At 60.1% G+C, this 13,697-nt stretch carries 12 protein-coding genes and 1 riboswitch; of the genes, 7 read left to right on the top strand and 5 right to left on the bottom strand.

The annotated features are described in order from the left end of the window. Positions 1-65 precede the first annotated feature (65 nt). The 4 genes from bioB to bioD are packed head-to-tail and all read left to right on the top strand — an operon-like array spanning position 66 to position 3,714. Positions 66-1,106, top strand: coding sequence for a biotin synthase BioB (bioB, locus tag GVK32_RS23855; RefSeq protein WP_159870658.1), 1,041 nt, complete (start codon positions 66-68; stop codon positions 1,104-1,106). Continuing rightward, the gene (gene bioF, locus GVK32_RS23850; protein ID WP_159870655.1) at positions 1,103-2,260 is read left to right on the top strand and encodes an 8-amino-7-oxononanoate synthase; all 1,158 of its coding nucleotides are present in this window, start codon (positions 1,103-1,105) and stop codon (positions 2,258-2,260) included. The genes bioB and bioF overlap by 4 nt, the downstream gene beginning before the upstream one ends. Continuing rightward, complete coding sequence (gene bioC, locus GVK32_RS23845; protein ID WP_159870652.1) at positions 2,244-2,999, top strand: malonyl-ACP O-methyltransferase BioC; 756 nt, start codon at positions 2,244-2,246, stop codon at positions 2,997-2,999. Before bioF ends, bioC begins: the two co-directional genes overlap by 17 nt. Beyond that, positions 2,992-3,714 carry a dethiobiotin synthase gene (gene bioD, locus GVK32_RS23840; RefSeq protein WP_159870649.1) on the top strand — a complete coding sequence of 241 codons (723 nt, stop codon included), beginning with the start codon at positions 2,992-2,994 and terminating at the stop codon, positions 3,712-3,714. Before bioC ends, bioD begins: the two co-directional genes overlap by 8 nt. Here bioD and GVK32_RS23835 read toward each other — a convergent pair. Then, positions 3,656-4,378 (bottom strand): ABC transporter ATP-binding protein, encoded by a 723-nt coding sequence (locus tag GVK32_RS23835; RefSeq protein WP_159870646.1) that lies wholly within the window; start codon positions 4,376-4,378, stop codon positions 3,656-3,658. The genes bioD and GVK32_RS23835 overlap by 59 nt on opposite strands. A gap of 737 nt (positions 4,379-5,115) precedes the next feature. Between GVK32_RS23835 and uvrB the strand changes: the two genes are divergently transcribed. Continuing rightward, positions 5,116-7,131, top strand: a complete 2,016-nt coding sequence (uvrB, locus tag GVK32_RS23830; protein WP_159870643.1) for an excinuclease ABC subunit UvrB — start codon at positions 5,116-5,118, stop codon at positions 7,129-7,131. A gap of 267 nt (positions 7,132-7,398) precedes the next feature. Here the strand turns inward: uvrB and pmrB are convergent, their stop codons facing one another. From pmrB to yvcK, 4 genes are all read right to left on the bottom strand, one after another. Then, positions 7,399-8,496 (bottom strand): two-component system sensor histidine kinase PmrB, encoded by a 1,098-nt coding sequence (gene pmrB, locus GVK32_RS23820; protein ID WP_159870640.1) that lies wholly within the window; start codon positions 8,494-8,496, stop codon positions 7,399-7,401. A 4-nt stretch (positions 8,497-8,500) separates the two neighbouring features. Then, entirely contained in the window at positions 8,501-9,175 is a 675-nt protein-coding gene (gene pmrA, locus GVK32_RS23815) for a two-component system response regulator PmrA (protein ID WP_045854540.1), read from the bottom strand. Next, positions 9,172-10,818, bottom strand: coding sequence for a phosphoethanolamine transferase EptA (gene eptA / locus GVK32_RS23810; protein ID WP_159870637.1), 1,647 nt, complete (start codon positions 10,816-10,818; stop codon positions 9,172-9,174). Before eptA ends, pmrA begins: the two co-directional genes overlap by 4 nt. A gap of 112 nt (positions 10,819-10,930) precedes the next feature. Beyond that, positions 10,931-11,836, bottom strand: a complete 906-nt coding sequence (yvcK, locus tag GVK32_RS23805) for a uridine diphosphate-N-acetylglucosamine-binding protein YvcK (RefSeq protein ID WP_095095277.1) — start codon at positions 11,834-11,836, stop codon at positions 10,931-10,933. A gap of 209 nt (positions 11,837-12,045) precedes the next feature. Then, a riboswitch (molybdenum cofactor riboswitch) is annotated at positions 12,046-12,184 on the top strand. Here yvcK and moaA point away from each other — a divergent pair. Together moaA and moaB are read left to right on the top strand one after the other, a co-directional pair. Then, complete coding sequence (gene moaA, locus GVK32_RS23800) at positions 12,172-13,161, top strand: GTP 3',8-cyclase MoaA (RefSeq protein ID WP_159870634.1); 990 nt, start codon at positions 12,172-12,174, stop codon at positions 13,159-13,161. (Overlaps the previous riboswitch by 13 nt.) Before the next feature lie 22 nt (positions 13,162-13,183). Beyond that, positions 13,184-13,696: a molybdenum cofactor biosynthesis protein B gene (moaB, locus tag GVK32_RS23795; protein ID WP_159870631.1), complete on the top strand. Its 513-nt coding sequence runs from the start codon at positions 13,184-13,186 to the stop codon at positions 13,694-13,696. The last annotated feature ends 1 nt before the right edge of the window (position 13,697 follow it).

Raw genomic sequence — 13,697 nt, 5'->3', positions numbered from 1 at the left:
TGAAAACATTTAGGTTTACAAGTATAAACCGAACCGACAGTTAACAAAACCCTTTGGAGAAGCCAATGGCTCACCACGCACGCTGGACAATGTCGCAAGTCACCGAGTTATTTAATAAACCACTGCTGGATCTGCTGTTCGAAGCCCAGCAGATCCATCGCCAGCACTTTGACCCGCGCCAGGTGCAGGTCAGCACGCTGCTGTCGATTAAGACCGGCGCCTGCCCGGAAGACTGTAAATACTGCCCGCAGAGCGCGCGCTATAAAACCGGCCTTGAGTCCGAGCGCCTGATGGAGGTTGAACAGGTGCTGGAGTCGGCGCGGCAGGCCAAAAATGCCGGTTCGACCCGTTTCTGCATGGGCGCGGCGTGGAAGAACCCGAACGACCGCGACATGCCCTATCTTGAGCAGATGGTCAAAGGGGTGAAGGCGATGGGGTTGGAGTCCTGTATGACCCTCGGCACCCTAACCGATAGCCAGGCGCAGCGCCTTGCCGGCGCCGGTCTCGACTACTACAACCACAACCTCGATACCTCGCCGGAGTTCTACGGCAATATCATTACCACCCGCACCTACCAGGAGCGCCTCGATACCCTCGGCAAGGTGCGCGGGGCGGGCATTAAGGTGTGCTCCGGTGGCATCGTCGGGCTGGGCGAAACGGAAAAAGATCGCGCCGGACTGCTGCTGCAGCTGGCCAACCTGCCGACGCCGCCGGAAAGCGTGCCCATCAACATGCTGGTGAAGGTGAAGGGCACACCGCTGGCTGAAAACGATGACGTCGACGCGTTCGACTTTATCCGCACCATTGCGGTGGCGCGCATCATGATGCCAACCTCCTACGTGCGCCTCTCCGCTGGCCGCGAGCAGATGAACGAACAGACCCAGGCGATGTGCTTTATGGCCGGGGCAAACTCCATTTTCTACGGCTGCAAGCTGCTGACGACGCCGAATCCGGAAGAGGATAAGGACCTGCAGCTGTTCCGCAAGCTGGGGCTTAACCCGCAGCAGACGGCGGTGCTGGAAGGGGATAACGAGCAGCAGCAGCGTCTGGAGCAGGCGCTGAACAACCCCGATACCGAGGAATATTACAACGCGGCGGTGCTATGAGCTGGCAGCAACGCATCGAGCAGGCGCTGAGTGAACGGCGTCAGGCGGATGCTTTCCGCTCTCGCCAGCCGGTGGCACAGGGTGCCGGGCGTTGGCTGACCCGCGAGGGGCAGCGCTGGCTCAACTTTTCCAGCAACGATTACCTCGGCTTGAGCCAGCATCCGCAGATCGTTGCCGCCTGGCAGCAGGGCGCCGAGCGCTACGGCGTCGGCAGCGGCGGCTCTGGCCACGTTAGCGGCTACAGCGATGCGCATCGCCAGCTGGAGGAGGCGCTGGCCGACTGGCTGGGCTATCCGCGCGCGCTGCTGTTTATCTCCGGCTTTGCCGCTAACCAGGCGCTAATTGCCGCCCTGCTCGGCAAGGACGATCGCGCGGTAGCGGACCGTCTGAGCCACGCCTCGCTGCTGGAAGCGGCCAGCTTCAGCCCGGCGCAGCTGCGGCGCTTTCAGCACAACGACGTTCAGCAGCTGAAAGCGCTGCTGGAGAAACCGCTGGCGGGCCAGCAGCTGGCGATCACCGAAGGCGTCTTCAGCATGGACGGCGATAGCGCGCCCCTCGGCCCGATCCAGCAGGTGACCACCGAAGCCGGCGGCTGGCTGCTGGTCGATGATGCCCACGGCATTGGCGTGCTGGGCGATGAGGGGCGGGGCAGCTGCGCCGCGCAAAACGTCCATCCTGAGCTGCTGGTGGTGACCTTTGGCAAGGCCTTTGGCGTCAGCGGCGCGGCGGTACTGTGCAGCGACGCGCTGGCGGATTACCTGCTGCAGTTTGCCCGCCACCTGATTTACAGCACCGCCATGCCGCCGGCGCAGGCCGTTGCGCTCAGCGCCGCGCTGCGTGCGATTCGCGGCGATGAGGGCCAGCAGCGGCGGGAGGCGCTGGCCTGCCGGATTACCCAGTTCCGTCACGGTATGCGCGACTATCCGGGGCAGCTTACCGAATCGACCAGCGCCATTCAGCCGCTGATCGTCGGAGACAACGCCCGGGCCCTGCGCCTGGCAGCGCGCCTGCGCGAGCAGGGCTGCTGGGCGACGGCAATCCGCCCGCCGACGGTGCCTGTCGGCAGCGCCCGGCTGCGGCTGACCCTGAGCGCGGCCCATGAATCTGCGGATATCGAGCGTCTGCTGGAGGTCCTGTATGACGGCGGTGAATAAACGCGCGGTGGCTGCCGCCTTCGGTCGGGCGGCGAGCCGCTATACGCAGCACGATGAGCTGCAGCGCCGCAGCGCCGAGCTGCTGCTGCGTCAGCTTGGCGACCGGCGCTTTGCCGAGGTTCTGGACGCGGGCTGCGGCCCCGGCAGCATGAGTCGCTACTGGCGCGATGCGGGCAGTCGCGTCACCGCGCTGGATATCTCCGTTGATATGCTGGCGGAGGCCCGACGCCAGCAGGTCGCGCACGGCTACGTCGAGGGCGATATTGAATCCCTGCCGCTGCCGGCGGCGTGCGTAGACCTGGCGTGGAGTAATCTGGCGGTGCAGTGGTGCGACGACCTCGGCGCCGCGCTTGCTGAGCTGCATCGGGTCGTGCGTCCCGGCGGGCGGGTTGCTTTCACCACCCTGCTGGCCGGTTCGCTCCCCGAACTCAACCAGGCCTGGGCGACGATTGATCGGCATCCACACGCCAATCGTTTCCTCAGCGAGCAGACGGTACGCAGCGTGATGAGCGGCTGGCGGGGCGAGGCGCAGCTGCATGCCGTAACGCTGCCGTTCCCCGACGCCCTGTGCGCAATGCGTTCGCTAAAGGGTATCGGCGCCACCCATTTACACCAGGGGCGCAGCGCGGCACCGCTGAGCCGTGGAAAGCTGCAGCAGCTGCAGCTGGCGTGGCCGAAACGGCACGGGCAGTGCCCGCTGACCTACCATCTTTTTACAGGAGTAATTGAACGTGATTGAGCGTTATTTCGTCACCGGAACCGATACTGAAGTCGGCAAAACGGTGAGCAGCTGCGCCCTGCTGCAGGCGGCGAACCTGCGGGGTCGGAACAGCGCCGGCTATAAGCCGGTGGCCTCCGGCAGCGAGTATACGGCGCAGGGCCTGCGCAACGACGACGCCCTGGCCCTGCAGCGCAACAGCCGCGTGGCGCTGAGCTACGAGCAGGTTAACCCGTTAACCTTCGCTGAACCCACTTCGCCGCATATCATCAGCGCCGATGAGGGGCGGCCCATTACCGCCGCCGCGCTCTCCGCCGGGCTGCGCGAGCTGGAGCCGCTGGCCGACTGGCTGCTGGTGGAAGGGGCTGGGGGCTGGTTTACGCCGCTGTCCGCAACCCTGAGCTTTGCCGACTGGGTGCAGGAAGAGCGGCTGCCGGTGATTCTGGTTGTGGGAATAAAGCTGGGCTGCATTAATCATGCCCTGCTGACGGCTCAGGCGGTACGCCAGGCAGGGCTGCCGCTGGTGGGCTGGATTGCCAACGACGTCCAGCCGCCGGGGAAGCGGCATAGCGAATACCTCGCGACCCTCAAACGGCTGCTGCCCGCGCCCATGCTGGGCGAGATCCCGTGGCTGGAGGAAGCATCCCGGCGGGAAGACCTCGGCCAGTATCTCGATCTTAGCGCGCTGGATCGGGCGTCATCCACTGCGCCAGCAGCGGCTCATCCAGCTGTATAACGTCGCCCTGCGCCACGCTGCGCCCGCGGTGCAGCAGGCAGAAGCGGTCGGCCACCCGGCGAATGAACGGCAGGTGCTGCTCGGCGAGGAGCACCGTTAAACCGATATCCCGGTTCAGGCGAACCAGCAGATCCCCCAGCTTATGCATAAAGTGCTGTCCGCTGCCGCGCGACGGCTCATCGAGTATCAGCAGGCGCGGTCGGACGATCAGCGCCCTCGCCAGCGCCAGCTGGTACCTGTCGTCTTCCGAGAGCGCGGCGCCTTTGCTCTGGCGCAGAGTGTAGAGCTGCGGAAAGAGATCGTAAATCTCGCTATTCACCACGGCGCCGGGCGTGCCTCCGGCCGCCAGCGCGATATGCAGATTCTCCTCTACGCTGAGCTGCGAAAAGATGCGCCGGTCCTGCGGCACGTAGCCGATCCCGATGACGCTGCGTGAATGGGCGGAGAGCGGCATCAGGTCGCAGGGTGGCGCTCCGCGCTCCTGCCAGGTGATGCTGCCGCTGGCGACCGGGAGATTCCCGGTAATGCAGTTGACCAGCGTGGTTTTTCCCATTCCCTGACTTCCCATCACGCAGGTGCACTCTCCTGACCGGAGCTCAAGATCGACGTTCCACAGCGTGTGCTGGCTTCCATAGTACTGATTGACGGCGCGTAGACTCAACATAGACGTTTTCTCCTTTTTGACGACGGCGAGCGAGACAAACATTCTGCAAATCTCTTGCCAGGAAAAAGAAGTGACGGCATTTTTTCGCCAGCGCAGGTCGCGGCGGCCGCAGCCGGCAGGGCACAGCGAAGCGGCTGCACTTTCCCGGTGCTAAACGGCGTAAAACGTGGTGCAGAAAGCAGCAAAAAGGCGGGCGTCCTTAGCTGATAAATATCAAAAATAATTCAATAATATTTTTTAGCCGCGTGATTTTAGCCGGCGGGCAATTTCGGCCGGGTGGCAGAGGTCATGGCCTGCAGCGAGTTATCCACTATTCCTGTGGATAACCTTGTGTATTAGAGTTAGAGAACTTGCGGTAAGCTAGAGATTACGCGGCCTGCGGCTAAATTGGCGCGAAACCCGTCTTTTATTAAATTCCATTTAATATCAATTGGTTGTATAAAATCAATGGCTGTAAGGAAAGTGTCACCTGCTGCCATAAAAGATTCATCGCCTTGCTTGACAAATGTTAAATGACAAAATTTTCTGGGGATAACCTTACACGGTGGCGGATTATTCCGCATGGCGCGCTTTTTTTGCCCAAATGCGGCCGCCCAGGGCAAGGTTTACAGAGCGAACAGTAATACGCTACTGGTTTTATATCCAGTGTTATTTATTGGCAAAAGCGCCGGCGACGGGTAGAATTAAACACCTGCCGTTTCGCGCCGGGCGCTTCATCCTCCTTCAGGGTCAGACATATGAGTAAAACGTTCACGCTGCATTCCTCTTTCCGTCCCTCTGGCGATCAGCCAGAAGCCATTCGGCGCCTTGAAGAGGGGCTGGAAGATGGCCTGGCGCACCAAACGCTGCTGGGGGTAACCGGGTCGGGTAAAACCTTCACCATCGCTAACGTCATTGCCGATCTGCAGCGTCCAACGATGGTCCTCGCGCCCAACAAGACGCTGGCGGCGCAGCTGTATGGCGAAATGAAGGAGTTTTTCCCGGAGAATGCCGTCGAGTATTTCGTCTCCTACTACGACTACTACCAGCCTGAAGCCTACGTGCCGAGCTCGGACACCTTCATCGAGAAGGACGCCTCGGTCAACGAACATATTGAGCAGATGCGCCTGTCGGCAACCAAGGCGCTGCTGGAGCGCCGCGACGTCATCGTGGTGGCCTCGGTCTCGGCTATTTATGGCCTCGGCGATCCTGACCTGTACCTGAAGATGATGCTGCACCTGACCACCGGCATGCTGATTGACCAGCGGGCGATTCTGCGCCGACTCGCGGAGCTGCAGTACACCCGTAACGATCAGGCTTTCCAGCGCGGGACCTTCCGCGTTCGCGGCGAGGTCATTGACGTCTTCCCGGCGGAATCGGACGATATTGCCCTGCGTATTGAGCTGTTTGACGAAGAAGTTGAGCGCCTGTCGCTCTTTGACCCGCTTACCGGGCAGGTTGAATCGTCCATCCCGCGCTACACCATCTACCCGAAAACGCACTATGTTACCCCGCGTGAGCGAATCGTTCAGGCGATGGAAGAGATAAAAGTCGAGCTGGCGGAGCGGCGTAAAGTGCTGCTGGAAAACAACAAGCTGCTGGAAGAGCAGCGCCTGAGCCAGCGTACCCAGTTCGACCTCGAAATGATGAACGAGCTGGGCTACTGCTCGGGGATTGAAAACTACTCGCGCTATCTTTCCGGTCGCGGGCCGGGCGAGCCGCCGCCGACGCTGTTCGACTATCTGCCGGCGGATGGCCTGCTGGTTATCGATGAGTCCCACGTGACCATTCCGCAAATCGGCGGGATGTATCGCGGCGACCGGGCGCGTAAAGAGACGCTGGTGGAGTACGGTTTCCGCCTGCCGTCGGCGCTGGATAACCGCCCGATGAAGTTTGAAGAGTTTGAGGCGCTGGCGCCGCAGACTATCTACGTTTCGGCGACGCCCGGCGCCTACGAGCTGGATAAATCCGGCGATGAGGTGGTCGATCAGGTGGTCCGACCAACCGGCCTGCTTGACCCGGTTATTGAAGTGCGTCCGGTGGGGACCCAGGTCGACGACCTGCTTTCGGAGATTCGCCTACGCGCCGCCATCAACGAGCGCGTGCTGGTGACGACCCTGACCAAGCGGATGGCCGAGGACCTCACCGAGTACCTCGAAGAGCACGGCGAGCGCGTGCGCTACCTGCATTCGGATATCGATACCGTCGAGCGTATGGAGATTATCCGCGATCTGCGCCTTGGCGAGTTTGACGTGCTGGTCGGGATCAACCTGCTGCGTGAAGGGCTGGATATGCCGGAGGTCTCGTTGGTGGCGATCCTTGATGCCGACAAAGAGGGCTTCCTGCGCTCCGAGCGCTCGCTGATCCAGACCATCGGCCGCGCGGCGCGTAACATCAACGGTAAGGCGATTCTCTACGGCGACAGGATCACCGCCTCGATGGCGAAGGCCATCAGCGAAACCGAACGCCGTCGCGAGAAGCAGCAGCGCTATAACGAAGAGCACGGCATCACCCCGCAGGGCCTGAATAAGAAGGTGGTCGATATCCTGGCGCTGGGCAGCGGCCTGGCGAAGACCAAGGCCAAAGGGCGCGGCAAGTCGCGTTCACCGGTCGAGGCGGATACGCCGGTGCTGACGCCAAAAGCGCTGCAGCAGAGAATTCACGAGCTGGAAGGGCAGATGATGCAGCACGCGCAGAACCTGGAGTTCGAAGAGGCGGCTCAGATCCGCGACCAGCTGCACAAGCTGCGGGATCTGTTTATCGCCGCATCGTAGGCCGGCGCCCTTCGCGCCGGGCGTCTATGCCGCGGCCAGACTGGGCTCTGGCCGCGCAGAACGTACGGGCAGCACCTGCGGATGCGAGGGCTGCCCGGCGTCACAATGGCAAATAAAATAGCCCGGTGGGGCCGGCTCTTAATATCTGCTTAATCTTGTTCAGGGACACTATCTTCATTCTAATGAGGATAGCGTCATGCAAAAACTACACTTTCGCCAATATCTGGCCATTACCTGCGCCTTTATTATCGTCGTCGCCTTCTTCCATCAGTGGGTGCTGACCTTCTGACGCGAAGGCCTCGGGAAGAGCACCCAGGCGCGAACGCCGGGGCCCGGCTGGCGGTTATGCAAAAAGAACTGGGTATCGTGCAGCTGGGCGATACGGGTGACAATACTTAATCCCAGACCAATGCCGCCGTAGCGGCTGTCCATGCGGACAAATGCTTTGCTCAGCTCGCCGCTTTTCGCTTCATCAATTCCCGGTCCTTCATCCTCCACCGCCAGAATCGGCGTTGACCCCGCCTGAATCGAGACGCGGATCGTTGAGTCCGTCGGGCTATAGCGGTGCGCATTCTCCACCAGATTGCGCAGCACCACGCGCAGCAGCGTGGCGTCGCCGGACACCATGACCTCTTCGTCTGGACCCGCGATCTCTAGCTTTTGCCGGCGCGGTGCCAGCATCGTTTCCAGCTCCTCCTCGAGCGGTTCAACGACATCCGCCATCAACTGCACCTGCTGGTAGCTGCCGGCAGAAAACGACTGCCCTACTCGGGCCAGCTGCAGGAGCTGGGAGATGCTGTTGGTCATCTGATCGAGGCGCTGAATAAGCGGATCGACCCCGATCCCGTGCACTTTGGCCAGCAGCTCGAGGTGCAGACGCAGCCCGGCCAGCGGCGTGCGCAGCTCGTGGGCCACGTCGGCGGTAAACAGGCGTTCTCGGTCGAGCGTCAGGTTCAGGCGCGATACCAGCTGATTCAGCGCGGTGGTCACGGCGGTCACTTCCGGCACCGACTCGCTGAGCTCGATAGGCTGGAGATTATCCGGGGTGCGGTTCTCCAGCTCGCTCTGCAGGTGAGAGAGCGGGCGGGTTATCTTTTTCACCGCCAGCAGGCTGATATAGAGCGCGAGGCCGATAATCAGCAGGCTTGGGATCAGCAGGCTGGCGACCGCTTCCCGCACCTCGTGGTCAACGTGCTTCTGGTTGTTGTGCCCCTCGATGGCGCTGGCCACCAGCAGCTGAATCTGCTCTTTGCTTTCATGCCACAGCCAGAACACGCTGATAATCTGGCAGACCGCCAGAATCGTGCCGATGGTCAGCAGCAGGCGAAAGCGCATGGTCCATTTTTCGGTGGCTAACAGCGGCATCTCTTTATGACTCCGATTCGGTATTGTTCACCAGCATATAGCCAAAGCCCCTGACGGTACGGATCCGCGCTTTACCGACCTTATCGCGCAGGTTGTGGATATGCACCTCCAGGGTATTGGTTGCCGGCTCGTTATCCCAGCTGTAGATATCGTTGTAGAGAATTTCCCGATGTACCGGACTGCCCGCCTTCATCATCAGGCGCGACAGCAGGGAGTACTCTTTTGGCGTTAGCTCCAGCGAATCCCCGCCCAGCCACACCTGACGGCGGGTGATATTGAGGCGCAGGTTGCCGACCACCATTTCGCTATCGCCCTGGTTATTGTGGCGCCGGAGCAGCGCGCGGATGCGGGCGTTAAGCTCCTCCAGCGCAAAAGGCTTCACCAGATAGTCGTCGGCGCCGGTATCGAGACCATCGATGCGGTCTTCGACGGTATCGCGGGCGGTGAGGATCAGCACCGGCTGGCTGAATTTCTCCCGCCGCATCCGCGCGAGGAAGTGCAGGCCGTCCTCATCCGGCAGCCCGAGATCGAGGACCACCAGGCTGTAGTGGTTGCTGGCCAGCGACAGCGCGGCCTCATGCGCGCTGGCGACGCCGTCGCAGGCGTAGCCCTCGCTCTGCATGGCCAGAATGAGTCCCTGTAACAGGAGCGCGTCGTCTTCAATGACTAAGATTTTCATCTGCCGGCCTCGCTTATGCATGGCGTTAAAATATCATCTGTCGGCCGGTATTCGCGGGTATTGACCCCGAACAGGCCGAGCAGGGTGGAGAACAAGTTATCCTGCGAATAGGGCGCCGTTTTTGCCTTCTGCTGCAGGCAGCGGCTGGAAACGCCGTAGCGCTGCTGGTAATCCTGCGACAGCCACATCAGCATTGGGACGTGCTTTTGCGTATCCGGCGCGATGGACCACGGCAGCCCGTGCAGGTACACGCCATCTTCCCCCAGAGACTCGCCGTGGTCGGAAAGATAGACCAGGCTGGTGGTAAATTTATCCTGCTTCGACTGCAGCAGCTTGATGGCCTTATCCACCACGTAATCGACGTACAAAATGGTGTTGTCGTAGGTGTTGGTCAGCTGCTGCTGCGTGCAGCCCTGAATTTCATTGGTATCGCAGGTTGGGGTGAATTTTTTGAATTCAGCCGGGTAGCGATTATAGTACGTCGGGCCGTGGCTGCCGATAGTGTGCAGAACGATAATGCCGTCCTGTTGCAAACCGTCGATGTAGCTTTCCAGATTATGGAATAAGACCTCATCGTAGCACTCGCCGTCGATGCACTGACCCGTCAGCTTGAGATCGGTGACGTTCTGATGCGGGACGCGATCGCAGGCGCCTTTACAGCCGCCGTCGTTGTCGTTCCACAATACCTGAATACCGGCGCGCTGCAGAATGTCCAGCACGCCCTCCTGGTGATGGGCCAGCTCTTCATCATAGCGCTCGCGCGGCATGTTGGAGAACATGCACGGCACGGAAACGGCGGTGGCGGTACCGCAGGAGGTGGTGTTGGGGAAATAGATAACGTTATCCTGCTGCAGGCGCGGGTTGGTTTCGCGGGGGTAGCCGCCCAGGGAGAAATTTTCCGCCCGCGAGGTCTCACCCAGTACCAGAATGGTCAGGTTTTTTCTCGGTCCGTCGCGCATTTGCGGCTTCTGCTGCGCATCTTCGCCAATTTTGACCAGCGGCAGATTGTCCATCTTATTGTGTGCATACCACGAATTGATCGCCACGATGCTGTTTGACGGGCTCAGCGACTTCACCAGCTCTTTATTATTGCGGAACACCGAGGCGTAATCTTTATAAAACAGGGCGGCAATCAGCATGATAAGGATCGCCGAGAGCGCCACGTTGAGCAGCCGCACGGCGACGCCGCGGGCGAAGGTTTTCGGCTTACGCACCTTAATCCACCAGGCTAGCGCCACCGCCAGCACCCCGGAAAGCCCGAGCGTCAGCACCATGCTACCCGACATCAGGGCGAAGCTCTCCGCCGGCGTGGTATCCAGAATGTTGGTGATCATCGCCCGGTCGATAATGACCCCGAAGGTCCAGATAAAATACTGCGCCGAGGCGCTAAGCAGAATAAACAGGGTGATAACGACGCGGTCGAGCTTGAGGAAAGAGGCCAGGGTGGTGAGGATATTCATCACGCTGAAGGCGACCAGCGGCATGCTGAGGAACACCAGCCAGCTATGCAGGTTATTGACCGGCAGCAGGGTGAAAACCTGGCGGTAGAAGGCAATATTGAGGAACAGACCGACGTAGGCGGCAAAGATAATCAGGTAAACCGTGCGGCTCACTACCGGTCGACGCAGTGGAAATAACGACATAGCAAAAGTCCTGGTGAAAACATGCTCGCTATGCTGCCACTTCTATTTTAAGACAACCTTAAGATTTTAATGTGGGGAGCGGAGGCTCCCCACGGTATCAACCGGTGTGGAGTTAGCCCGGTATCTGAATTGCCTTTTCCAGCGCGTTGCGCAGCAGCTGGCGATCGTGGCGATAGGGCACGTCGCTGGCGTCCAGCGGCGTCTGGATCACCATCCGCTTCTCAAGGCCGCGGGTATCGGCTTTCGGCCCAATGACCACGGCGTCAATCACCCGCTTGCCCACGTAGTGTTCCATGATCGCGATGCGGTCTGCCAGCGTCAGGCTGGCTGCCGGGCTGTGCTCTTTGCCGAGGTTGTCGATAAAAACCATCGGCGCCGGCGTGCGGCGCAGCGCCTGCGCCATCTCGTCGAGCAGTAAAATAGGCAGCAGGCTGGTGTAAAAGCTGCCGGGCCCGATCAGGATCAGATCGGCTTCGGCGATCGCCGCAACCGCTTCGCGAGTGGCGGGAACCGGCGGGGTCAGCATCAGCTCACGCGGCACCCGGGGAAGCTGGTCGATATTGACTTCGCCATAAACTTCGTGACCTTCGTCGTCAATCGCCATCAAATCCACCGGTTGTTCAGACATCGGTATCAGTAACGCGTCAACTTTTAGCAGGTTTCTGATTAAATTAATCGCCTCTAAGGGCCTGACGCTGAGGTGATCGAGGGCCTTTAACATCAGATTTCCGAGGTTATGCCCGGAAAGTTCACCGTTCCCGGCAAAACGGTACTCAAACATGGCGGATGCTACGCTGGGTTCGGCGATCAGCTGGTTAATACAGTTGCGCATATCCCCCCAGGCAATGCCGCCTTCAGCACGGCGAATACGCCCCGTGGATCCGCCGTTATCGGTGGTGGTGACGATGCCGGTCAGGCGCGATCCGAGCGATGAGAGTGACGACATCACCCTGCCCAGACCATGCCCTCCGCCAAGTGCCACTACCCGATCGAGGTCGGCGAAAGTCCGATTGCGCATACAAATTCCTTATCTCAAATGAACGGGCTCACAGTAACCGATCTACCCCTAAAAGACGATGCCCGCATCCTGACAAACTGACCGACATCAATGCAAAATTGTGAATTTTGGCTATTCTGTAACGAAAATGCACGATCGTAGCGATATATACATAATTATATAGCGAAATCGAAAATGGCGAAATAGCCGTTTCCGCGCTACTATCGGCATAAACCAGTTAACACTCCAGCCTCTGTGCCTGTGTCGCAAGATATGGTGCTTTGGCCGTGACGGCTCAGCTTGTCACCAGGGCGTGGGAAGAAATGACCGCGTCTCCCGTATTTGGAAAGGTGTATATGGCTTCACAGCTTACCGATGCATTTGCGCGTAAGTTTTACTACTTGCGCCTGTCGATTACCGACGTGTGTAACTTCCGTTGCACCTACTGTCTCCCGGACGGCTACAAGCCCGGCTCGGTGACCAATAAAGGCTTTCTCAGCGTAGATGAAGTGCGCCGCGTGACGCGCGCCTTTTCCGCCCTCGGCACCGAAAAGGTGCGCCTGACCGGCGGTGAACCCTCGCTGCGCCGCGATTTCGCCGACGTTATCGCCGCCGTACATGAAAACAGCGCCATTCGGCAGATTGCGGTTACCACCAACGGCTATCGCCTGGCGCGGGACGTCGAACGCTGGCGCGACGCCGGGCTGACGGCAATCAACGTCAGCGTGGACAGCCTCGACGCCCGCCAGTTTCACGCCATCACCGGGCAGGATAAATTTCAGCAGGTGATGGACGGCATCGATGCCGCCTTCGCCGCCGGCTTTGAGAAAGTGAAGGTCAACACCGTGCTGATGCGCGATGTGAACCACCACCAGCTCGACACCTTCCTCGCCTGGATCCAGCCGCGCCGTATTCAGCTGCGCTTTATTGAACTGATGGAAACCGGAGAGGGCAGCGACCTGTTTCGCCGGCACCATATCTCCGGCATGGTGCTGCGCGACGAGCTGCTCAGACGCGGCTGGATCCACCAGATTAGCCAGCGCAGCGACGGCCCGGCGCAGGTCTTCTGTCATCCGGACTACGCCGGAGAGATCGGCCTGATCATGCCCTATGAAAAAGATTTCTGCGCCACCTGCAACCGCCTGCGCGTTTCCTCCGTGGGCAAGCTGCATCTGTGCCTGTTCGGCGACGGGGGCGTAGATTTACGCGATCTGCTGGCCGAGGACTGCCAGCAGGCGGTGCTGGAAGCGCGCATCTCCGAAGCGTTAACCCATAAAAAACAAACCCATTTCCTGCATCAGGGCAACACCGGTATTACGCAAAACCTGTCGTATATTGGCGGATAATTGATTCTAAAGGAGTGAACAGATGAGTCAGGCCAGCGCTGAGTTTATCCCGACCCGTATTGCTATTCTCACCGTTTCCAGCCGCCGTGGCGAAGAGGACGATACCTCTGGCCACTGGCTGCGCGACGCGGCGCAGGAAGCGGGGCATGCGGTTGTGGATAAGGCGATTGTGAAAGAGAACCGCTACGCCATTCGCGCCCGGGTTTCGGCGTGGATCGCCAGCGGCGACGTTCAGGTGGTGCTCATTACCGGCGGGACCGGCTTTACCGAAGGCGATCAAGCCCCGGAAGCGCTGCTGCCGCTGTTTGACCGGGAAGTTGAAGGCTTTGGCGAGGTGTTCCGCATGCTCTCTTTTGAAGAGATCGGTACCTCGACGCTGCAGTCCCGCGCCGTTGCCGGCGTGGCCAACGGCACGTTTATTTTTGCGATGCCCGGTTCGACCAAAGCCTGCCGCACCGCGTGGGAAAATATCATTGCGCCCCAGCTCGATGCCCGTACCCGCCCGTGTAACTTTATCCCTCATTTGAAGAAATAAT

This window comes from Klebsiella sp. 18074 (assembly GCF_902705905.1).
Classification (GTDB): domain Bacteria; phylum Pseudomonadota; class Gammaproteobacteria; order Enterobacterales; family Enterobacteriaceae; genus Klebsiella; species Klebsiella terrigena.
Note: the sequence above shows the minus strand (reverse complement) of the source record. Positions and strands in the feature narration are given on the sequence as shown.